The following is a 22,796-nucleotide window of genomic DNA, read 5'->3' as shown; positions in this document are numbered from 1 at the left end:
CCCGTGACAGACCCGTCCATGCAAACCCTCTCACTCGCCGATGTGCGGTCGCTTGCAAAATCGACGCTACAAGGGGTGGGGGTGGATGAGGTTGGAAGCGATATTCTGGCCGATATCATCATGCGGTCGGAACGGGATGGGCCGCGCAGCCACGGTTTACGCAATCTGCCAATTTATGCGCAAAGTTTCACCTCCGGCTACGCCAACCCGACGGCCAACCCGGTCATTCGCCGCATTGCCCCCGGCGTTCTGCGCGGGGATGCGGATAATGGTTATTACCAGATCGCGGCCCATGCGGCGCGCGACGAACTGATCGACATGACCCGTGAAAACGGCATCGCCGCCTTCACCTGTGCCAATTGTCACCATTTAGGTGCGTTGCGTTTTGACACCGAACCATTGGCCGAGGCCGGGCTGGTCGCCATCGCCGTTATCAACTCACTGTCACTTGTGGTGCCACAAGGCGGTGTGCGCCCAGTCTTTGGCACCAACCCGATGTCCTTTGCCTGCCCTCGCGACGGGGCCGCGCCGGTGGTGTGGGATCAGGCCTCGTCCGCCGTGGCGTTTATGGACATCAAGATGGCCGCTGCAGAAGGGCATGATTTGCGGCAACCCGCCGGGCTGGATCGCGATGGGACCCCCACAGCAGATCCGGACGCCATTCTGGAAACCCGCAGCCTATTGCCGTTTGGAGGTCACAAAGGTGCGGGAATTGCCCTTTTGGTCGAGGTTCTGGGCGCAGCTTTGGCTGGCGGCACCCTATCCGTCGACAATGCTGAACGTGAAGCACATGGCGCGCTGAACATCAAAGGCGGGGCGACGCTGATTGCCCTGGATCCTGCCCGCTTTGGCAATGACGCCTTCGCCGGTTACATCACCCGCATCTGCGCTGAGATTAAGGATAATGGTGATGCCCGCGTGCCTGGCGACGGTCGGCTTAAAAATCGCGCCGAAGCCGAGGCCAATGGCATCACCGCCAGCCAAGAGGTTTTGGATCAGATCGCAGCCCTGACCTGAGCGCATAGTCGAAGGCTGAACCCCAGCCAAAGACCCACAATACGGTCACTACGATAGACACGCTCAGGACACGTATGGCTGAAAACTGCCTCGTGTCTGCCTTGTTATTCGCGGTTTCTTGCTGGAAAAGAGAAGCATTCTTGGCAATGCAGGCCCGGCTTTCTAAGTCAGAGGCCCGCACCGCCGGACCTGATTGATGTGGAATGCAGCTTGAGACCCGAACACAGAATGTCGCCCGCCCCACGCCATGAATTGCGCATCGTGCGCAATCAGGGGATAACTTTTCTGGCTTTGGCCTTCCTGTTCAGCATCTTCGTCAATCTTCTGATGCTGACCGGACCGTTGTTCATGTTGCAGGTCTATGACCGGGTGCTGAGTTCGCGCGCGGTTGAGACGCTGACAGCCCTGTTTATCCTTGTTGCGCTGCTTTATGCGCTGATGGCGATGCTGGATTTTGCCCGCGGTCGCATCGTTGCGCGTTTTGGCGCGCGGTTTCAATCCAAGCTGGATGAACGGGTGTTCGATGCCACGTTGCGGCGGTCACTTAACCCGCAGGCCCGCTCGGCCCCAGCGACTGCTTTGCGCGATCTTGAGTCGATCCAGAACCTGTGCTCGTCGCCTGTGCTGCTTGCAGTGATGGACATCCCGTGGACCCCGGTGTTCCTGGCTGCGATTTTCATATTCCACCCGCTTCTGGGGTGGCTGGCCGTTGCAGGTGGCGGGCTTTTGATCGTCATTGCCTTGCTGAACCAGGGCTTGACCCGCCGCAAGGTGGCCGAGGCGCAGGCCGCATCGGCGCGGGCCAACTCCTTCTCGGAACATGCCCGACAAGCGGCCGAGGTTGTCCGGTCCCAGGGGATGCAACAGGATGTCACCCTGCGCTGGATGAACCAGCGCACTGATGCGCTGCGTCAGACGATCGCGGCCAGTGACTGGACAGGCAGCTTCACCTCACTGACCAAATCGCTGCGGCTGTTTTTGCAATCGGCCATGTTGGCGCTTGGCGCTTGGCTGGTGTTGCAGAACGAATTGTCGCCCGGTGCGATGATCGCGGGTTCTATTCTGCTGGGTCGGGCGCTGGCTCCTGTCGAACAGGCCGTTGGGCAATGGTCCATGATCGAAAAGGCGCGCACCGCCTGGACCTCGCTCAACCAGTTTCTGGACCAGACCCCGCCCGAACCCAACCGCACCAAGCTGCCGACACCTGGGGCACGCCTGGCCGCCAAGGCGCTGACCGTGGTCCCACCGGGCGCGGCGGCACCGACCTTGCGCAATGTGACATTGAATCTGGACCCCGGAACGGCGCTTGGGGTGATCGGCAAAAGCGGATCAGGCAAGACCACGCTGGCCAAGGCGTTGCTGGGCCTTTGGCTCCCTTCCGCCGGGGAAATTCGGCTGGGCGGCGCGACACTGGATCAATATGACCCCACCGATCTGGGTCAGCATATTGGTTATCTGCCACAGCAGGTGACGCTGTTTAACGGCTCGGTCGCGGAAAACATCGCCCGCATGTCGCAAAACCCCGATCCGCAGGCTGTGGTCGAGGCGGCCAAAAAGGCCAACGCGCATGAGCTGATCCTGTCTTTGGAGAAGGGCTATGACACGTTTCTGGAAGGCAATGACAGCCAGCTGTCGGGCGGTCAGAAACAGCGCATCGCATTGGCGCGGGCCTTGTATGGCGACCCGGTGCTGCTGATCCTGGACGAGCCGAACTCTGCCCTTGATGCGGATGGAACCGAAGCGCTGAACGCTGCAGTGCGCGGGCTGAAAGAGGCGGGAAAAGCAGCCATCATCATGACCCATCGACCTCAAGCGATCTCGGAATGTGATACTTTGGCGGTTGTCGAACAGGGACAGCTGGTCAAGTTCGGCACCCGTGACGAGGTGTTGAACGCGATGGTCCAAAACGCAGGTGCCATCAAACGCAATCTCAATCAAGTGAACACCGGATGACCGAGCAGACGAAAACCAGTGGGCGCACTCCTTGGCGGATCACAGTGCCAGCATTTGTGGGTTTCTTGGCCCTTGCCATTCTGGTCGGCGGTCTTGGTATCTGGTCGGTATACACCCAACTGGCGGGTGCAATTGTGTCCTCAGGCTCGATCGAGGTGCAAAGCAACCGTCAGGTGGTGCAGCACCCGGATGGCGGCGTCGTAGGCGAGATTTTTGTGCGCGACGGTGCGGTCGTGTCCAGCGGCGATCTGCTTTTGCGGCTGGACGATACCTTCCTGTCTTCGGAAAAAACCATCGTCGAGGCGCAGCTGTTCGAACTTCTCGCCCGCCGTGCCCGGCTGGAAGCAGAACGGGACAGCGCCACCCCCGAAGACCTGGCCATTCAATTGGACGGCGTTCAGCAAGACCATGGCATCCAGCGCGACCTGATCGAAGGTCAACAACGCCTGTTCGAGGCGCGGTTGAATACAATGACTCAGCAAACCGATCAGCTGAAAAAACAGCTGGTTCAAACCGAAAGTGAGATTGACGGCACCGAGGCGCAGCTGGTCTCGCTCCGCCTGCAGGTCGAGCTGATCCGCGAGGAGCTTGAAGATCAACAAAGCCTGCTGAGCCGCGGCCTGACACAGGCCAGCCGGGTCCTGGCCCTGCAACGGGAAGAGGCCAGTCTGAGCGGTGAGATCGGGCGTCTTGAGGCGTCAATCGCCCGGCTCAAAGGACAGATCGCCGCGACCGAAATTCGGATCGTTGAGCTGGACGCCACCCGACGGGAAGAGGCGATTACCACCCTTCGCGACGTGCAATCGCAGGTCGCGGAACTGTCAGAACGGCGGTTGTCTCTGACGGAACGCCTGTCCCGTCTAGACATTCGCGCCCCGGTTTCGGGCACGGTCTATGGCAGTCAGGTTTTTGCCCTGCAATCGGTAATCCAGCCGGCTGAGCCGATGATGTATGTGGTGCCGCAGGACACGCCATTGCTGGTCGCCGCACGGGTGGATGCGATCCATGTGGACCAACTGCATGTGGGCCAACCTGTTGCCCTGCGCTTTCCCGCCTTCAACCAGCGCGAAACGCCTGAACTTGACGGCCACGTGATCAACGTCTCGGCCGATACATTCACCGACGAGCAAACCGGCTTCACCTTCTACCGGGCCGAGCTGGTCCCTGATGAAGGACAGGTCGAACGGCTGAACGGTCAGGTTCTTCTGCCCGGCATGCCGGTCGAGGCGATGATCAAGACCGATGAACGCACGCCGCTGTCCTATCTGGTCAAACCGATGGCCGACTATTTCAACCGCGCTTTCCGCGAATGATCAGTTTTTGACATCACCCGAAAACCGGGCGGCGTTTTCCTTCGCGAAAGCGCTGGCATCTGCATCGGCATCCCAAAACTGTGGATTCGCCTTTGGAATGGTCAGCGCCTTCTGAACCGCAGGGCGCGCATCGATCCGATCAAACCAGGCGTTCAGATGCGGCAGATCATCCACCTTAACCCGTGCCCAGACATAGGCTCGCGCCCAAGGATATAACATCATGTCCGCAATCGTGTATTCTCCGGCCGCGATCCAATCGCGACACTCAAGCCGATCATTCATAACCTCCATCAGGCGGCGACTTTCGTCGACGTAACGGCGGATGGAAAACGGTTCCTCGTGGCCGTTGGGGGCAGCAATATGCTGGAAATACATTGCCTGCCCCATCATCGGGCCGACGTGACCGACCTGAAACAGCATCCACTGCATAACCTCGGATCGTTTGGTTGGATCTAGGGGCAGGAACTTTCCGTATTTTTCAGCCAGGTGCCACAGGATCGCGCCGCTTTCAAAGATTGCACGCCCTTCGGATCGATCTTCGATTGTCGGGATCTTCCCATTGGGGTTGAGGGCCAGAAACTCCGACGTCTTCTGCTCTTGTTTTGAAAAGTTGATATGGGTCAGATCATATGGAACGCCCGCTTCTTCCAAAAAAATGACAGGCTTGTAGCCGTTCATGGTGCCAGCGGTGTACAGATGAATTTCGGGTTGAGACATGGTTATCCTCGGCATGTTTCAGATGTCAGGACAGGCTGACCAGGATCAGTTTAGTTGTCTGCAAAATCTGAGGATTGAGAGATCAAAAAGCAACCAGTATACTTTTAGTAACCTAGTCCAACTTGTGGGTTCAAAGAATGCAGGCAGTTGTGAAACAGGATGAAAACGGGCGACGCGTCGTAAGCAACGCCTGTGCCGAGCCCTGCGCGATCGAGCGCGGAATGCGGATTATCGGCGGCAAGTGGACCGGGTCGATCCTGTGGCATCTCAAGGATGGACCCGTTCGATTTAATGACCTGTCCCGCATGATTGGCGGCGCCAGCAAGAAAATGATCACCGAGCGGCTCAGGCAGCTGGAACATCAAGGCCTTGTGCACCGGCAAGTGATGGATACCGCACCCATTTCGGTGCAATATTCGATTACCGCCTTGGGCACCACCGCACTTGGTTTTCTGGACGAACTCAGAAAGTGGAGCGATCAGTTGCCGCCCGCATTCGCCCAAACTGATACGCCAAAGGTCTGACCGCGTTCTGTCGGCCACTCAGAAATCTCAGCGGTCCTGTGCGATTTAGGCGGCTGGGCCACCTGACCTATGACCCTGCCTTCTGCGCCCCTTCACGCATTTGGCTGAGGGTCTGCCTTGGGGTCAGCGCTTCGGCTGAGATGTTCAGGTCCAGAACAGCCCCTGTATCTGACGCCAGCGCCCTTTCAAACGCGGCCTCGAAATCCTCGGTTCGTTCGACCCGTTCGCCGTGATAGCCATAAGACCGGGCGAGTGCGGCGAAATCGGGGTTTTCCAGCGTGGTCCCTGAAACGCGGGCGGGATAGGTTTTTTCCTGATGCATTCGGATGGTGCCATAGGTGCCATTGTTCAGGATCAGCACGATGGGTTGTGCACCTGCCTGCATGGCGGTCCCAAGCTCCTGACAATTCATCTGAAAATCCCCGTCCCCTGCAAAGCAAACAACGGTTCGCTCTGGATGTGCCACTTTCGCGGCAACGGCTGCGGGTAGGCCATACCCCATCGCACCGGATTGCGGGGCCAACAGGCGTTGTTGAGGGCCGTATTTGAAAAACTTGTTCGGCCAGACGGTGAAGTTCCCTGCGCCATTGGTCAGGATTGCATCATCGGGCAGTCGATCCCGCAAATAGGCCGAGACCTTGCCCATATCCACCGGGCTGGGCAGGTCGGGCAGGTCGAAACCAGCCTCGTAATCCGCATGTGCCTGTGCGCGCCAATCTGCCCATCCTCCACTCGCCACATGCTCGGACAGGGCGGTTGCGAAGGCATTCGGACCGGATTGAATACCCAGATCGGGAATGTAGACCTTGCCAAGCTCTCGGTCCGAGGCGTGGACATGGATCAGCTTCTGTTCCGGCTTGGGCACGCTCAGCAAAGTGTAGCCTTCGGTTGTCATCTCTCCGAACCGCACGCCGATGGCCAGGATCACATCCGCGCCTTGTATCTGCGCCCGTGTGGCCGGTGTCATTCCGGTTCCGGCATCGCCGACATAGCTGGGGGAATGGTTGTCAAACAGGTCCTGAAACCGGAACGCGGCCACAACGGGGATGTCAGAGCGTTCGGCAAAACGCTGCAACGCGGCACTGCCTTCGACGCGCCAACCCCCGCCGCCAATCAGGATCAACGGGCGATCCGCACCGGACAGGGCCGAGATCACACCAGCGATGGCGTCGGGCGTTGGGCCGGGCTCATGTACAACCGCCGAGCCGGTCAGCGCGGGCACATCGGTGACGGCAGTCAGCATATCCTCTGGCAAGGCAACGACGACCGGACCGGGGCGGCCCGAGATAGCCGTGGTCCAGGCGCGGGCGATGATCTCGGGAATACGGTCGACTGCTTCAATCTCGGTCACCCATTTGGCGACGGCTCCGAAATAGGCGCGATAGTCGATCTCCTGAAACGCTTCGCGCCCTTTCATATCCGTGCCCACCTGACCCACAAACAGGATCATCGGCGCACTGTCCTGCATCGCCGTATGCACCCCGATTGAGGCATTGGTCGCCCCCGGGCCGCGTGTGACGAAACAGATACCGGGCTGTCCAGTCAGTTTGCCATAGGCTGCTGCCATAAAGGCCGCGCCACCCTCGTTCCGGCACAGGGTGAAATCCAGCGCACCATTGGCCCCGGCCCGTGCGCTGCCGGTATCATGCAGTGCATCAAGCACCGCCAGATAGCTTTCACCCGGCACACCAAAACTGTGCTGCGCGCCCAGCGCCTGCAAGCATTCCACCAGCACAACGCCACCGTTCCGTTCTGTCATCTCGGGCTTTTCCTTCGATTCGTCCTCTGAAACGCACGCGTCAGACCGACATCGATGGCGTTCCTGTCGCGGCCAACTTGGCCGAAGAAGGCGTCGCAGGTAAATCCGGAAATCCATGAATTGGGAAAATTATTCGACTGACCAGGCCAGGATCATCTGATAACCCGCTTATCACCCCTCGTTGCAAAGACCAGCCCCCTGATCTGGCAGGATTTAAGGAGAGGATCATTGAAGGCTGCCATGAATATCCTGTTCATCATGTATGACCAGCTGCGGTTCGACTATCTCAGCTGCGCCGGGCACCCTCATCTGGATACACCGAACTTTGACCGGGTTGCACGGATGGGCGTGCGTTTCACCAACACATATGTGCAATCGCCGATCTGCGGGGCCAGCCGGATGAGCTGTTATACCGGGCGCTATGCCTCGTCCCATGGTGCGCAATGGAACGGGTATCCGCTGCGCGTCGGCGAGGTCACGCTGGGCGATCACTTAAGGGGCGCGGGTATGGGGTGCTGGCTGATCGGCAAGACCCATATGAAAGCCGACGCTGCCGGAATGGCGCGTTTGGGCTTGTCGCCCGACAGCATCATTGGCGCACGGCAGGCTGAATGCGGATTTGACGTCTGGGTCCGCGATGACGGGCTTTGGGCCGAAGGACCCGACGGGTTCTATGACGAAAAACCCGCGCCCTATAACGACTATCTCAAATCCAAAGGCTATGAGGCTCAAAACCCCTGGGCCAATCATGCCAATGCTGGGGTCGAAGATGGTGAGATCGCCAGCGGCTGGCTGTTCCAAAACGCCGACAAAGCCGCCAACATACGCGAGGAAGATAGCGAAACCCCCTGGCTGACCGACCGAGCAATTGACTTCATTGATCAGGCCAAGGGGCCCTGGTGCGTCCATGTCAGCTATATCAAACCGCATTGGCCCTATATCGTACCCGCCCCCTACCACGACATGTACGGCCCGGCCCATGTGCCACCGGCCAAGCGGGCCAAGGTCGAGCGGGACGACCCCCATCCCGTCTACGCCGCGTTCATGAATAACAAAATCGCCGCAGCCTTCCAAAAGGAAGGGACCCGGCAAAAGGTCATCCCGGCCTATATGGGTTTGATCAAGCAATGCGATGATCACCTTGGCCGTCTGCTGGACCACCTGGAAGCTACGGGCCAGATGCAGAACACGATGATCGTGCTGACATCGGATCATGGCGACTATCTGGGCGATCACTGGCTGGGTGAGAAAGATCTGTTCCACGAGCAATCCGTGAAAGTGCCTCTGATCCTCTACGATCCGCGTCCCGAAGCAGACGGAACGCGCGGCACCACCTGTGATGCGCTGGTCGAACAGATTGATCTGGCCCCCACCTTCCTTGAGGTCGCAGGTGGGGAACCGGCAGGCCATATCCTCGAAGGCCGCAGCCTGATGCCGTGGGTGCGTGGGGAAACACCTGACTGGCGCGACTTCGTGATCAGCGAATATGACTATTGCCTTACGCCGATGCGTCAGGCGCTTGGGCTTTCGAACCCGGACGCGCGGTTGTTCATGGTCTTTGACGGCCGTTTCAAGATGATCCATGCCGAGGGCGGGTTCCGCCCGATGTTGTTCGATCTGCAAAACGATCCGAACGAGTTCAACGACCTGGCCAAAACAGACAGCCACACAGATCAGATCGACCGCCTGTATGGCATGCTGGCGACATGGGGGCGGCGCATGTCGCAGCGGGTCACCCGGTCCGACGCCGATCTGGATGCGATGCGCGGTCGGTCACTGCGCCGGGGCATTCTGCCGTTTCTGGTCGATGGGACCGAAGTTCCTGATGAGCTTATGGAAAAATATCGTGGGGCGGTGTCGCAGAACTTCACGCCTAAGGACAGCTAAACAAGACCTGAGATCAGGGGTCGAGGCGACCCAATACACTTTGAAGATGTCGCGTCGAGTGCCATGTCTGACTGTCGCAGAAGATGCCCGCGCAGCCGCGCAGCTTCAGGCTGACGGCCGAGGCGCTTTGAATCGTTCCCCGATACACACGCCCGGTTTCCGGGTCGCGCAACTGACCCTCCCAAACTTCACCGTTGAACTTCAAACCGGTCAGGATCAGATCACCGATCCGCGCATGCGGCGTATCGGCCTGATCCCAGACCCATAGCAACCGACCACAGGTCGCAGCCGAATCTGAGGGGCAATTTTCAAACCGAACCACCACGCCCAAACCCGGCGAGGCATAGCTGCCGCCCAGATCAAACGCTTGCGCCCGGTCGGCCAGGAATCCCGCAACTAGCGCGACGATCAGACCAACGATGCCCAGCCGGGCCCGCGACAGGCGCGGCGCAGTTTGGGCATAACTCTCATGATATTGCGGATGCTCGGTTTTCATCAACCGATCCCACCATGAGAAGTACAGGCCCAGATTGTACCGCGCATGAGCGTGGTGCAGATCGTGATGCGTGACGGTGGTCAGCCAGCCAAAAACTGGCCGCCCGTCGGGCCGGGCCGGGAATACCTCGACCCCGCAATGCCCCAACGCATTACGCAGCATCATATGGGTCACAAAGATGAACAACGCGACGGGATGCGCGGGCAATATGATCAACACAAGCGGAAGGTAGATCGCGTTCACGACAGCCTCGCCCACGTCGAAACTGTACGAGGTGAAAGGCGTCGGCTGATGCGACCTGTGATGCAACCGGTGAAACCGCCGGAACAGGGGCGGATGGTGCAGCAGGCGATGGCTCCAGTAAAACCATGCGTCGTGCAAGATGATCAGCGCGGCCACGCTGAACAGAAAATACCACCACCCGCGATCTGCGACCTCGGGATATATCGTCATCAAACCAGCCCGCGCGCCCAACGCGATCGACGTCCCGGCAGCCGCGAAGATCAGAACCGTGCGCAAGCTGGCCAATACTTCGCGCCTGATTTGTCCCTTGGGTGGGTCCGTGGGCCTGATCCTCTGTCGATTTAAGAGGCGTGACAGCAGGATATTGATCGCCAGATAGGTGCCGCCGGCACCGATGACATAGCGCAGAAGGTCTGCACCAAACACCTCGGCATAAAGGGTCATGATGTTCGAAAAGGTCAACATAATAGGCTCCGTCGTCTGAATGGATACGAGCAAAGGCTTGGCACGCGCGACTGCACATGACCTGTCGATTTCAAAGACCAGCGGGTTTTCTTAAGAATCGGCTAGGGTTTTTTAAGATCGACCAGCCCATACCGTTGACCCGGACAGGAAACGCCCGTTCTGTTGGGATCAGAATGCCCGATCTTGCGCTGATTGATATCTTTCTCAGAGGTGCCGCCCTCGGCGCCCTTGTTTTATGCGCCTGTATTTTCCTCAGCGGTCGCGTAAACAGAAAAAACCTTTCTGTGGCAACGCTCTGCTTGTGCCTTTGCCCTTACCTGATCGTATCCACACCAGATATCCCGCTGCACCCGATGGCACAGACCGTACTGATCTGGGTGGCGTCACTGGTACCAGTTCTGCTGTATTGGGCTGCGCTGGAGCTATTTCAGGATCAAGCGGATGTAAGACCATGGCAGATCAGCCTTGCCGTTATAGTTGTCGCTTCGGCCTGGTTGTCACATCTGCACATTTGGATCGCGGCACTGCGTGGCATCGCTGCGCTTGTACTGCTTTTTCACATGCTCAGTGTGGTGATACGCGGGGACGCGAATGACCTGATCGCCCAGCGCCGCCGATTCCGGCGGTGGTTCTTGGTCTGGGTTCTGGGCCTTGCCAGCGTCATCACCGCCGTTGAGATCCTGCAACTGGACCGCACAATGCCGCGCGGGCTGTTTGTCCTGCAAGCGGGCGTTATATTCCTGTCAGCGGCGTCGTTTCTTGTTTGGTCGGCATATTTGCGCCCGGATATCTGGCGCACCGCGCCATGCGGCGCTTCGGAAAACGCACCGGCCAACCCGACCCAGGCAGCTTTGGCACAACGCATTCAACAAGCTATGGAAAAAGGGTTGTGGCGTCACGAGGGGCTGACCGTGGCCCAGCTTGCGGCGCATCTGCACACGCCAGAGCATCGCATCCGGGCCGCGATCAATCAGGGCATGGGGCACCGGAACTTTCCCAGCTACGTCAACACGTTCCGCATCACCGAGGCACAAAAACTACTGACCGAACCCGAAATGGAGGCCCGCACTGTCCTTAGCATCGCCTTCGATGTCGGCTTTTCTTCACTCGGCCCGTTCAACCGCGCGTTTCGGGATCAAACTGGAACAACACCAACGGCGTTCAGAAAGCAACATCTAGAGAGAACAATGACGTTAAATGCGAACAGTCCCTAAACGGTCGGCACAACAAGCAGCGTTCGACTCGCCAAGTGTCGAATTTGTTCGCCAAGGCGACAATTTTTGATCAAATTGTTCGTGAGATTAACATTTTTTGATCGCTGTTATTCAATCCAAGATTTGTTGTTGCATTACGTAACCGCCTTGGTCTTAAATCTTTCAGACAGATCAATGAAATCCGCAAAACGCGGATAATCATTTGACGCTACAGGGGGTCTTGTGACCGAATCTATGAACGACGCCGCGTTTGTCGAATTCCAACGCGTTCAAAAATCTTATGATGGCGAAAACCTCGTCGTCAAAGACCTTAACCTCGCCATGCCAAAAGGTGAATTTCTGACCATGCTGGGCCCCTCGGGCTCGGGCAAGACAACTTGTCTGATGATGTTGGCCGGGTTTGAAACCGCCACCCATGGTGAAATTCTTCTGGATGGCAAACCGATCAACAACATTCCGCCTCACAAGCGTGGCATCGGCATGGTCTTTCAGAACTACGCCCTGTTCCCGCATATGACCGTGGCCGAGAACCTCTCGTTCCCGCTTGAAGTGCGCAAGCTGGGCAAATCCGAGCGTGAGGAAAAGGTCAAACGCGCGCTGGATATGGTTCAGATGGGGGCCTTTGGCGGGCGTCGCCCGGCGCAACTGTCCGGGGGTCAGCAACAGCGGATCGCACTGGCGCGTGCGCTGGTGTTTGAGCCCGAGCTGGTCTTGATGGACGAACCGCTGGGCGCGTTGGACAAACAGCTGCGCGAGCATATGCAGTTCGAAATCACCCGCCTTGCGCATGAGCTCGGCATTACAACGGTTTATGTGACCCACGACCAGACCGAGGCTCTGACCATGTCAGACCGGGTTGCAGTGTTCGATGATGGCCGCATTCAGCAGTTGGCTCCGCCGGATCAGCTGTATGAGGAACCCGAAAACAGCTTCGTCGCGCAGTTCATCGGTGAAAACAATACGCTGGAAGGCGTGGTGAAGTCGATTGATGGTGGCGCTTGCGTTGTGCAGCTGGATGACGGCTCCGAGATTGACGCAGTTCCAATTAATGTGAACGCCCCGGGTGATCGGACCAAAGTGTCCATCCGACCCGAACGCGTCGAATTCAACAAGGACCGTCTGCATGCCGATGCGCATACGCTGAAGGCAACGGTCAAAGAGTTCATCTATATGGGTGATGTGTTCCGCTTCCGTATGTCGGTTGCCGGGAATGACGAGTTCATCGTCAAGACGCGCAACGCCCCCGATGCCATTCGCCTTCAGCCCGGCCAAGAGATCGACATTGGCTGGCTGGCTAAGGATTGTCGTGCGCTTGACGCATAGACCAAACCGCGCAGTACAAGCGCGGTTTCACCGAGGGACCGGCTGGCGAAAACCCGTGCGCCAGCTGACACTACAACAAACGGGACTTACTGGGAGTATCATATGAAACCGACAAAGACACTACTGACGGTGGCCGCGCTTGCGACGGCTGCTGGTGCCGTTTCAGCTCAAGAGATGACAATCGTCTCGTGGGGCGGTGCTTATTCGAAGTCTCAGCTAAAAGCGTATCACGAGCCCTATTCGGAAAAGACCGGCGTCACCATCCTGAATGATGACAGCTCGGCCGAAGCGGTCGCGAAACTGCGCGCCATGAACGAAGCGGGCAACATCACATGGGATGTGGTGGACGTGGTTGCCGCTGATGCGATCCGCCTGTGCGACGAAGGTCTGGCACTGGAAATCGACCCGGATACCATGCTGGCACCGGCACCCGATGGCACACCAGCTTCGGAAGACTTCGGTGACCTGCTGGTCAGCGACTGCTTTATCCCGCAGATCGTTTACTCGACGACCTTCGGCTATCGCACCGACCTGGTTGGCGACACTCCGCCCACCGATGTCTGCGCGGTTTTCGATCTGGAAACCTATCCAGGCAAGCGTTCGCTTGAAAAGCGCCCGATCAACAACATGGAATGGGCTCTGATCTGTGACGGCGTTGCCAAGGACGACGTTTATGACGTGCTGGCCACTGAAGAAGGTCAGAACCAGGCGCTGGCCAAGCTGGACACCATCAAGGACAGCGTTGTCTGGTGGTCTGCCGGTGCCGACACGCCGCAGCTTCTGGCCGATGGCGAAGTTATCATGGGCTCCACCTACAACGGTCGTCTGTTCAGCGTCATCGAAGAGCAGAACCAGCCCGTCGCCATGCTGTGGGACGCGCAGGTGTTCGATCTGGACGGCTGGATCATTCCCGCCGGTCTGAGCGAAGAGCGTCAGCAGCGTGCGTTGGACTACATTATGTTCGCAACCGACACACAGCGTCTGGCAGATCAGGCCAAGTACATCTCGTATGGCCCGGCCCGCGCCTCGTCAGCACCGCTGGTTGGCAAGCATGCCGATCTGGGCATCGACATGGCACCGCATATGCCGACCGATCCGGAAAACGCCAAGAACACATTCCTGTATAACTACGAGTTCTGGGCCGACTACCGTGATGACATCGACGCCAAATTCCAGGCGTGGCTGGCACAATAAGCCGGACCTGACGTCATAAATCCGTAGGGGGCGGTGCGCCGCCCCCAGACCAAGACAACGCAGGGTACAATGATGACGGACGCAAGCGAAAACGCAGGGCCAATGCTGGCTGCAGACGGTACGCCGCTGAAACAGTCACTGGCGCGGTCATTGCGGCGGCAAAAGCTCAGGGCTTTGATGCTGATCGCCCCGCTGCTTCTGTTTGTGATGTTCTCCTTCATCGTGCCTATCGCCTCGATGCTGTTCCGTTCGGTCGAAAACAGCATTGTCGCCGAAACCCTGCCGCTGACGGTTCAGGCCTTAGGCGACTGGGATGAAAAATCCGGTGAATTGCCGGACGAGGCCGTCTATGACGCCTTTGTCCGCGACATGGTTGTCGCCATCGACAACAAAACGCATACCCGTCTGGGCTCGCGTCTGAACTACGAAGAAACAGGCATGTCTTCGATGTTCCGCCGGTCCGGTCGTCAGATCAATAAGCTGGACCCCGAAACAGACGGGCCGTTCAAGGATCAGGTCATCGAAATCCACGACGGCTGGGGAGAGCCCAACACCTGGGCGGTCATCAAGACGCACTCGCCTGCAGTGACGAATGGCTATTTTCTGAATGCGGTTGATATGCGCCGCACGCCCGAGGGCGCGCAGTCACAGCCCGAAGACAAGCAGATCCTGATCAAGCTGTTCGGCCGGACCCTGTTCATGTCGCTGGTGATCACCGCCTCCTGCATCCTGCTGGCCTACCCGGTTAGCTATTTGCTGGCGACCCTGCCGATGCGCGTGTCGAACATATTGATGATATTGGTTCTCCTGCCGTTTTGGACGTCGCTCTTGGTGCGAACCTCAGCGTGGAAGGTCATGCTGCAACAACAGGGGGTGATCAACGAAACCCTTGTCTGGCTTGGTCTGGTGGCCGATGACGCGCGACTTGTGATCATCAACAACCAGATTGGAACGATCATCGCGATGACGCATATCCTGCTGCCGTTCATGATCCTGCCAATGTATTCGGTGATGCAGACCATTCCGCACTCTTACACCCGCGCCGCGAAATCCATGGGGGCCACCAACTGGACAACCTTCTGGCGCATCTATTTCCCGCAATCCATTCCGGGCATTGGCGCGGGCTCGATCCTCGTGTTTATTCTGGCCATCGGCTACTACATCACGCCGGAAATCGTGGGCGGCACCAAGGGCGTGTTCATCTCGAACCGGATCGCCTACCATATCTCGTCCTCGCTGAACTGGGGACTGGCCGCGGCACTTGGGACCATCCTTCTCGCGGTCGTGCTGCTGCTCTACTGGTGCTACGACAAGATCGTGGGCATTGATAACGTGAAGCTGGGATAATCAAGATGGCCGCACTTACTCCGATATCCCGCAAACCGCTTTCGATGGTCCTGCCCAGCTTGGCATTGGCCGGGGCTTTTGCCGGCGTCTTTGTCGGCGCAGGCAATGGGTCAATTTTCCTGGGTATTTTGATCGGCGCCGCCCTGATCGCCGCGCTGGCCTGGGTCTACATCACTGTCCTAAAAAACGAACAACTGGCCCGCTGGATCAACATCCTGGGCTTCGGGATCGGAGGGTTCCTGCTTGCCGGACCCCTTGGCGGCGTTCTGGGCCTGCTGGGCGGGTGGTTTTTTGCCTGGTTCACCTATTGGCTGTATGAAGGCCGCTATCGCCAGAAGTTGCTGCCTTACCTGACCGCGAAACAGGTGTTTTATCACTACCTGTTCCGGGTGATCTGCGGCGCGATCTTCGTGTTCCTGATCACACCCATCCTTGTGGTTCTGCCGCTGTCGTTCAACGCGCAAGACTTCTTTACCTTCACGCCGGAAATGCTGCGGCTCGACCCCGAGGGGTATTCGCTCAAGCATTACCGCGACTTCTTTACCAACAATGAATGGCAGCGCAGCTTCAAGAACTCGCTGATCATCGCACCAATTGCGACGGTTCTTTCGGTCACGCTGGGTACGCTGGCCGCCATCGGCCTTAGCCAATCCCACGTGCCGGGACGACGCGCCATCATGGGTATCCTGATTTCCCCTATGATCGTGCCGCTGATCATCTCGGCCACTGGCATGTTCTTCTTTTACAGCGACATTGGCCGCTTTCTGGAAGGCACGCTGGGCATGAACAAGAACTTCGTGGGCTATCTGAAGGTCATTCTAGCCCATGCCGTACTTGGCATTCCATTCGTCATCATCACCGTGACCGCAACACTGGTGGGCTTTGACCGTTCGCTGACGCGTGCGGCAGCGAATATGGGTGCAGGTCCGGTCCGGACGTTCTTCAAGATCCAGATGCCGCTGATCCTGCCGGGCGTGATCTCGGGCGGGCTGTTCGCCTTCATCACCTCGTTTGACGAAGTGGTAGTCGTCCTGTTCGTGGGATCCGCCAGCCAGAAAACCCTGCCCTGGCAGATGTTCACCGGCCTGCGCGAACAGATCAGCCCGACCATTCTGGCCGTCGCCACCATCCTCGTGGTTCTGTCCATCGCACTGCTGACAACGGTCGAGCTACTGCGCCGTCGTTCGGAACGTTTGCGGGGGCTTTCCCCCGCTTGACGGAACGCGCCGTCTGATCTAACGATTTCCTTGTTCACCCCCGCTGCGATGGCGTCGCGGCACTTACGGGGGTGATCGGCTCTCGGACCCCGAGACCGCCTGTCCTGAACGCCGGGACATGTGGCCGGGTTCTTGCTTTTCCCGGCATAGATGAGAGACCGTATGATGAAAGACCTATCCAATCGCCCCGAATTCTTCACCTGCCACAATGGTGAAAAGGCCCCCCTGCCCTTTAGCCAAGGTGAATACGACCGCCGCCTGTCCAAGCTGCGGGCCGTCATGGCACAACGGGACATTCCCGCCGTGCTGCTGACCTCGATGCAGAACATCGCCTACTACTCGGGCTTTCTATACTGCGCCTTTGGCCGTCCTTATGGTTGCGTCGTCACGCAAGATGCCTGCACAACCGTGTCCGCCAATATCGATGCGGGTCAGCCCTGGCGTCGCTCGGTCGATGAAAATGTGATCTATACCGACTGGCAGCGCGACAATTACTGGCGCGCCGTGGCCAGCCTGATCGGTGGCGCGAAACGCGTCGGCATCGAAGGTGACCACATGACGCTTGCCGCCCGCGATACCGCCCTGCGTATGCTGGATGCACCGGAACTGGTGGATATCGCACCCGATACCATGACCGCCCGTATGGTCAAATCCGCCGAAGAGATCGAGTTGATCAAAGGCGGCGCGCGCACCGCCGATGTAGGGGGTGCCGCCATCCACGCCGCGATCCGTGAAGGTGCAACCGAGATCGAGATTGCCATGGCAGGCCGCGACGCAATGGAAGCGGAAATCGCCCGCGCCTATCCGCAGGCCGAATACCGCGACACCTGGGTCTGGTTCCAGTCAGGTCTGAACACCGACGGCGCCCACAATCCGGTCACCAAACGCGCGCTGCAAAAGGGCGATATTCTGTCGCTGAACACCTTCCCGATGATCTCGGGCTACTACACCGCACTGGAACGCACCCTGTTCTTGGGCGAGCCCGACGCCGAAAGCTTGCGCCTGTGGCAGGCAAATGTGGCCGCGCATGAGCTTGGCCTCAGCCTGATCAAACCCGGCGCAACTTGTTCTGGCATCACCGCCGAGATCAACCGCTTCTTCGCTCAGGAAGGCCTGCTGGACTACCGCTCCTTCGGCTACGGCCACTCGTTCGGCATCCTCAGCCACTACTACGGGCGCGAGGCCGGTCTGGAACTGCGCGAGGATATCGACACAGTGCTGGAACCCGGCATGGTCGTCTCAATCGAGCCGATGCTGTGGATCCCCGAAGGCCAACCCGGCGCGGGCGGCTATCGCGAACATGACATTCTGGTCGTGGGCGAGGATGGCGCCGAAAACATCACCGGTTTCCCCTACGGCCCGGGCCACAACATCATCGGTGCCTAAAGCGCTTAGGCGGGGCCCCGGCCCCGCCTATCTTCCCTAACTGCTCTTGCGCAAAAAAGACATTGGACGCGACAGCTATCAAACCACAAACATCACGAACGAATCCGAGATCAATCTCGCGCAGACTTTCTAAAATTTGCTCGCCTCACACGCATTTTTTAATTCACTCAATTTTATCCCATCAAAATGAAAAATTAAGCTTTCTTTCATTTCCAGTGATTTACGCGACTTCCTATCCTCCCAAAAAACATTTTCGAGAAAATTGCAGTTCTGACCACCGGATAGGACACTCTTCTCAAAGCGGAGGAAGCGACAATGTCCAACCAGAACCCGGTCTTTATTCCCGGCCCCACCAACATCCCCGACCGTTTGCGCCTGGCGATGCAGGTACAGACTCAGGACCACCGCGCTCCGGATTTCGTTGAGACCTTCGCGCCGGTTCTGGAAGACACCAAAACAGTCTTCGGCACCACGACCGGACAGATCATTACCTTCCCTGCCAGCGGAACTGGCGGGTGGGAGGCCGCAGTGACCAACACGCTCAGCCCCGGCGATACGGTTCTGGTCGCCCGCTATGGCATGTTTAGCCACCGCTGGATCGACCTGTGCCAACGTCATGGGCTGGATGTTCGGATCATAGAATGCGCCTGGGGTAGCGGCGCGCCGGCGGATAAGTTTGCCGAGGCTTTGGCCGTCGACAAAGCCAATGAGATCAAGGCCGTTCTGGTCACCCATAACGAAACCGCCACCGGTGTGCGATCGGATATCGCCGCCGTACGCAAGGCATTGGACGGCTGCAGTCACCCCGCGATGCTGTTTGTGGATTGCGTCAGCTCTCTGGCCTCGATGCCATTCGAATTCGATGACTGGGGTGTTGATATTGCGGTCTCGGGCTCGCAGAAGGGCTTCATGCTAGTCACCGGAATGGCGATCTTGTGTGTCAGCCCCAAGGCGCTGGCAGCGATGGAAACGGCCAAGCTGCCGCGCACCTTCTTTGACTTCCGTGACATGATAAACGCAAACGCGTCGGGGGGCTTTCCGTATACCCCACCGCTACAGCTGATCTACGGCCTGCGCGAAAGCCTGAAAATGCTCTTCGAAGAAGGCCTGGACAATGTTTATGCCCGTCACTTCCGTCTGGCCGAAGGCGTGCGCAAGGCGACCTCAGCCTGGGGACTGGAACTGGTGGCGCAGTCGCCCGAGCTCTACTCGGATACGGTCAGCGCGATCTATGTGCCCGAGGGCTTCGACAGCAATGCGCTGACCGATCATGCCTTCAACGCTTATGGCGTCAGCTTCGGCATCGGGTTGGGAGAGATGAACGGCAAAGCCTTCCGTATCGGCCATCTAGGCAGCCTGACAGATGTGATGGTTCTGTCCGGTCTGGCCACAATCGAAATGGCCATGGCCGATCTGGACTATCCGATCAAGCTGGGCAGCGGTGTTGCGGCGGCACAGGAATACTTCCGTGCAAGCCACGCAGCCCCAATGAAATCCGCAGCGTAAGGAGGGCCCCGATGCTTGACGCGATGACCACTGCCGATTGCCTGACCATCGCCGATATGCGCGAGGCGCATGAGCGGATCAGGCCGCATATCAACCGCACACCGCTGCTGCGCTCGGCCTATCTGGACGATCTGACAGGCGCGCAGCTGTTCTTCAAATGCGAAAACTTTCAGGAGGCCGGGGCCTTCAAGGTGCGCGGCGCCTGCAACGCGGTCTTTGGCCTGAATGATGAGGCCGCCGAACGCGGGGTCTGCACACATTCCAGCGGCAACCACGCGCTCAGCCTGTCTTATGCCGCTGGCCGCCGGGGCATCCCCTGCAACGTGGTGATGCCGCGCACAGCGCCGCAAGCCAAGAAAGACGCGGTACGCCGCTATGGCGGGATCATCACCGAATGCGAGCCCTCGACCACCTCGCGCGAGGCGGTGTTTGCCGAGGTGCAGGCGCGCACAGGTGGCGAGTTCGTGCATCCCTATAACGACCCGCGCGTGATTGCGGGGCAAGCGACCTGTTCAGCGGAACTGCTGGAACAGACCGATGGGCTGGACGCGGTGGTTGCGCCCATCGGCGGTGGAGGCATGATCTCGGGCACCTGCCTGACCCTGTCGAACCTGGCCCCTGAGGTGAATATCTATGCCTCGGAGCCGGAACAGGCCGATGACGCCTATCGCAGCTTTAAGGCCGGTCACATCATCGCCGATGACGCGCCGGTCACCATCGCCGATGGGCTGAAAGTGCCACTGAAGGAAAACACCTGGCACTTCGTGTCGAACTTCGTCAGCGACATCCACACCGCAAGCGAAGACGAGATCATCGCGGCGATGAAGATCACCTGGAAATACTTGCGCATCGTGATGGAGCCCAGTTGCGCCGTGCCGCTGGCCACCATCCTGAAACACCCCGAGGTCTTCAAAGGCAAACGCGTCGGCGTGATCATCACCGGCGGCAATGTGGATCTGGACAAACTGCCCTGGATCAAGGGTTGAGGAGGACATCATGAACAAGCCCGTAAACATCGAGCAACTCGAAGTCGGCTACGACATTCCCGCCGCCATCGGCATGGACGCATCCGAGATCCAGACCCCGGCGCTGGTGCTGGATCTGGACGCGCTGGAGCGCAACATCAAGAAAATGGGCGATTACGCCAAAGCCCACGGCATGCGCCACCGGGTGCATGGCAAGATGCACAAATCCGTCGACGTGGCGCGGCTGCAGGTCGAGATGGGCGGCGCCTGCGGTGTCTGTTGCCAAAAAGTGTCCGAGGCCGAAGTCTTTGCCCGTGGCGGCATCAAGGACGTGCTTGTGTCCAATCAGGTGCGTGACCCGGCCAAGATCGACCGGTTGGCGCGGATGCCCAAGCTGGGTGCGCGGACCATCTGCTGCGTCGACGATATCGACAATGTCGCCGACCTGTCCGAGGCCGCGCAGCGCCACGGCACCCAGATCGAATGTCTGGTCGAGATCGACTGCGGCGCAGGCCGCTGCGGCGTGACCACCACGCCCGAGGTCATCGCTATCGCCAAAGCCATCGACGCAGCCCCGGGTCTCAAGTTTGCTGGCATCCAGGCCTATCAGGGTGCGATGCAGCACATGGACCTCTACGAGGATCGCAAAGCCAAGATCGACATCGCCGTGGCACAGGTCAAAGACGCCGTAGACGGGCTCAAGGCCGAGGGGCTGGACTGCGACATCGTCGGCGGCGGCGGCACCGGGTCTTACTACTTCGAAAGCACCTCGGGCGTGTATAACGAACTCCAGTGCGGCTCCTACGCCTTTATGGATGCCGACTATGGCCGCATCCTCGATGAACAGGGCAATCGCATCGACCGAGGAGAGTGGGAGAACGCCTTCTTCATCCTGACCAGCGTCATGAGCCATGCCAAGGCCGACAAGGCCATCGTGGATGCCGGCCTTAAAGCCCAGTCCGTCGACAGCGGCTTGCCGGTGATCTTTGGTCGCTCGGATGTGGAATACATCAAATGCTCGGACGAACACGGCGTCGTGTCGGACCCGGACGGGATTCTGAAAGTCAATGACAAGCTGCATTTGGTGCCCGGTCACTGCGACCCGACCGCCAATGTGCATGATTGGTATGTGGGTGTTCGGAACGGCAAAGTTGAAGCGCTTTGGCCGGTCTCCGCGCGCGGTAAAGCCTTCTGAACCGGGGAAAGGATCATGAAAGATATGACTGACAAACCCCTGCTGATCGTCGGAGAAGACCTCTGCCAGCAACTGGTTGGCCGCGCCGAGGCATTCGTAGCCGTGCAAGACGTCTTCGCTGCTATGGCGCGCAGCGACGCCTATAACTTCCCGGTCATCCGCGAGGCCATCGGCTATGCCGACGCGCTCTATGGCTTCAAATCCGGCTTCGACCGCGCCGGTCGGGTGCTGGGCGTCAAATCCGGCGGCTACTGGCCGGGTAACATGGACAAGGGGCTGACCAACCATCAATCCACTGTCTTTCTGTTCGACCCCGATACCGGACGTCTGTCGGCTCTGGTCGGCGGCAACTATCTGACCGCTGTTCGTACTGCGGCCTCATCCGCTGTGTCCATCGCCCATCTGGCGCGCAAAGATGCCAAGGTGCTGGGCATGGTCGGCGCAGGCCATCAATCCACCTTCCAGCTGCGCGCCGCTGCCGAACAACGCGACTTTGAAAAAGTCGTCGCCTGGAACCCCCATCCCGAGATGCTGCCCCGCCTAGGCGCAGTCGCGACCGAGCTGGGTCTGGACTTCGAGGCGGTCAGTCAAGAAGACCTGGGCGCACAGGCGGATGTCATCATCACCATCACCTCTGCCTTTGAACCACTGCTGATGAAAGATTGGATCAAACCCGGCACCCACCTGGCCTGCATGGGTACCGACACCAAAGGCAAGCAAGAGGTCGATGCCGCGCTGGTGGCTTCGGCCACCGTTTTCACCGACGAGGTCGCACAATCCGTAACCTTGGGCGAGGCGCAACATGCCATCGCAAACGCCACCTTGACCGAAGATCAGATCACCCCCATCGGGGCCGTCATCAACGGCGATCATCCGGGACGCAGCAGCGATGACCAGATCACGCTGTTCGACGGCACCGGCGTCGGTCTGCAAGACCTGGCCGTCGCCTCGGTCGCAGCGCGCCTAGCAGATGAGGCCGGGCTGGCGGAACGCGCCATTCTCTAGATACAAGCCTTTTCAAAACGGCCCCAAAACAGGTTAACCTGTTGGCACCTCTCAGTTCAAAGGTGCCGAC

18 protein-coding genes are annotated in these 22,796 nt (G+C 58.9%); 15 read left to right on the top strand and 3 right to left on the bottom strand.

Features of this window, described 5'->3' with window-relative positions; translation table 11 throughout:
- Nucleotides 1–3 precede the first annotated feature (3 nt).
- From ACR0JX_RS11400 to ACR0JX_RS11390, 3 genes are all read left to right on the top strand, one after another.
- On the top strand, nucleotides 4–1,017 hold the full coding sequence (locus ACR0JX_RS11400; protein WP_480543917.1) for an Ldh family oxidoreductase: 1,014 nt from the start codon (nucleotides 4–6) through the stop codon (nucleotides 1,015–1,017).
- Nucleotides 1,018–1,245: 228 nt separating this feature from the next.
- Nucleotides 1,246–2,970, top strand: a complete 1,725-nt coding sequence (locus tag ACR0JX_RS11395) for a type I secretion system permease/ATPase (RefSeq protein ID WP_480543916.1) — start codon at nucleotides 1,246–1,248, stop codon at nucleotides 2,968–2,970.
- Nucleotides 2,967–4,283 carry an HlyD family type I secretion periplasmic adaptor subunit gene (locus ACR0JX_RS11390; RefSeq protein ID WP_480543915.1) on the top strand — a complete coding sequence of 439 codons (1,317 nt, stop codon included), beginning with the start codon at nucleotides 2,967–2,969 and terminating at the stop codon, nucleotides 4,281–4,283. The genes ACR0JX_RS11395 and ACR0JX_RS11390 overlap by 4 nt, the downstream gene beginning before the upstream one ends.
- Here the strand turns inward: ACR0JX_RS11390 and ACR0JX_RS11385 are convergent, their stop codons facing one another.
- The gene (locus tag ACR0JX_RS11385; protein ID WP_480543914.1) at nucleotides 4,284–5,000 is read right to left on the bottom strand and encodes a glutathione S-transferase family protein; all 717 of its coding nucleotides are present in this window, start codon (nucleotides 4,998–5,000) and stop codon (nucleotides 4,284–4,286) included.
- A gap of 137 nt (nucleotides 5,001–5,137) precedes the next feature.
- Between ACR0JX_RS11385 and ACR0JX_RS11380 the strand changes: the two genes are divergently transcribed.
- Nucleotides 5,138–5,524 carry a winged helix-turn-helix transcriptional regulator gene (locus tag ACR0JX_RS11380; RefSeq protein ID WP_480543913.1) on the top strand — a complete coding sequence of 129 codons (387 nt, stop codon included), beginning with the start codon at nucleotides 5,138–5,140 and terminating at the stop codon, nucleotides 5,522–5,524.
- A 67-nt stretch (nucleotides 5,525–5,591) separates the two neighbouring features.
- Here ACR0JX_RS11380 and ACR0JX_RS11375 read toward each other — a convergent pair whose 3' ends face one another.
- The gene (locus ACR0JX_RS11375; RefSeq protein WP_480543912.1) at nucleotides 5,592–7,283 is read right to left on the bottom strand and encodes a thiamine pyrophosphate-binding protein; all 1,692 of its coding nucleotides are present in this window, start codon (nucleotides 7,281–7,283) and stop codon (nucleotides 5,592–5,594) included.
- Between the two features lie 240 nt (nucleotides 7,284–7,523).
- On the opposite strand from ACR0JX_RS11375, the gene ACR0JX_RS11370 reads away from it, so the two are divergent.
- On the top strand, nucleotides 7,524–9,170 hold the full coding sequence (locus ACR0JX_RS11370) for a sulfatase-like hydrolase/transferase (protein WP_480544123.1): 1,647 nt from the start codon (nucleotides 7,524–7,526) through the stop codon (nucleotides 9,168–9,170).
- A 13-nt stretch (nucleotides 9,171–9,183) separates the two neighbouring features.
- Here ACR0JX_RS11370 and ACR0JX_RS11365 read toward each other — a convergent pair whose 3' ends face one another.
- The gene (locus ACR0JX_RS11365) at nucleotides 9,184–10,374 is read right to left on the bottom strand and encodes a sterol desaturase family protein (RefSeq protein WP_480543911.1); all 1,191 of its coding nucleotides are present in this window, start codon (nucleotides 10,372–10,374) and stop codon (nucleotides 9,184–9,186) included.
- A 353-nt stretch (nucleotides 10,375–10,727) separates the two neighbouring features.
- Here ACR0JX_RS11365 and ACR0JX_RS11360 point away from each other — a divergent pair, with 353 nt between their 5' ends.
- The 10 genes from ACR0JX_RS11360 to bhcD all read left to right on the top strand — a co-directional run bounded on the left by ACR0JX_RS11360 (nucleotide 10,728) and on the right by bhcD (nucleotide 22,726).
- Nucleotides 10,728–11,588: a helix-turn-helix domain-containing protein gene (locus tag ACR0JX_RS11360; RefSeq protein WP_480543910.1), complete on the top strand. Its 861-nt coding sequence runs from the start codon at nucleotides 10,728–10,730 to the stop codon at nucleotides 11,586–11,588.
- A gap of 234 nt (nucleotides 11,589–11,822) precedes the next feature.
- On the top strand, nucleotides 11,823–12,911 hold the full coding sequence (locus ACR0JX_RS11355) for an ABC transporter ATP-binding protein (RefSeq protein WP_480544121.1): 1,089 nt from the start codon (nucleotides 11,823–11,825) through the stop codon (nucleotides 12,909–12,911).
- A 102-nt stretch (nucleotides 12,912–13,013) separates the two neighbouring features.
- Nucleotides 13,014–14,105 carry an extracellular solute-binding protein gene (locus ACR0JX_RS11350; RefSeq protein WP_480543909.1) on the top strand — a complete coding sequence of 364 codons (1,092 nt, stop codon included), beginning with the start codon at nucleotides 13,014–13,016 and terminating at the stop codon, nucleotides 14,103–14,105.
- 72 nt (nucleotides 14,106–14,177) lie between these two features.
- Nucleotides 14,178–15,452 (top strand): ABC transporter permease, encoded by a 1,275-nt coding sequence (locus ACR0JX_RS11345; RefSeq protein WP_480543908.1) that lies wholly within the window; start codon nucleotides 14,178–14,180, stop codon nucleotides 15,450–15,452.
- Between the two features lie 5 nt (nucleotides 15,453–15,457).
- Nucleotides 15,458–16,669 carry an ABC transporter permease gene (locus ACR0JX_RS11340; RefSeq protein ID WP_480543907.1) on the top strand — a complete coding sequence of 404 codons (1,212 nt, stop codon included), beginning with the start codon at nucleotides 15,458–15,460 and terminating at the stop codon, nucleotides 16,667–16,669.
- Nucleotides 16,670–16,834: 165 nt separating this feature from the next.
- Nucleotides 16,835–18,055 (top strand): aminopeptidase P family protein, encoded by a 1,221-nt coding sequence (locus tag ACR0JX_RS11335; protein WP_480544120.1) that lies wholly within the window; start codon nucleotides 16,835–16,837, stop codon nucleotides 18,053–18,055.
- Between the two features lie 315 nt (nucleotides 18,056–18,370).
- A complete protein-coding gene (bhcA, locus tag ACR0JX_RS11330; RefSeq protein ID WP_480543906.1) occupies nucleotides 18,371–19,561 on the top strand; it encodes an L-aspartate--glyoxylate aminotransferase BhcA in 1,191 nt (396 codons plus the stop codon).
- Nucleotides 19,562–19,572: 11 nt separating this feature from the next.
- The gene (gene bhcB / locus ACR0JX_RS11325; RefSeq protein WP_480543905.1) at nucleotides 19,573–20,547 is read left to right on the top strand and encodes a beta-hydroxyaspartate dehydratase BhcB; all 975 of its coding nucleotides are present in this window, start codon (nucleotides 19,573–19,575) and stop codon (nucleotides 20,545–20,547) included.
- 10 nt (nucleotides 20,548–20,557) lie between these two features.
- The gene (gene bhcC, locus ACR0JX_RS11320) at nucleotides 20,558–21,721 is read left to right on the top strand and encodes a 3-hydroxy-D-aspartate aldolase BhcC (protein ID WP_480543904.1); all 1,164 of its coding nucleotides are present in this window, start codon (nucleotides 20,558–20,560) and stop codon (nucleotides 21,719–21,721) included.
- A 15-nt stretch (nucleotides 21,722–21,736) separates the two neighbouring features.
- Nucleotides 21,737–22,726, top strand: coding sequence for an iminosuccinate reductase BhcD (gene bhcD / locus ACR0JX_RS11315; RefSeq protein WP_480543903.1), 990 nt, complete (start codon nucleotides 21,737–21,739; stop codon nucleotides 22,724–22,726).
- Nucleotides 22,727–22,796 lie beyond the last annotated feature (70 nt).

This window comes from Ruegeria sp. AH7 (assembly GCF_056541325.1).
This window is presented reverse-complemented; position numbering and strand designations above follow the sequence as displayed.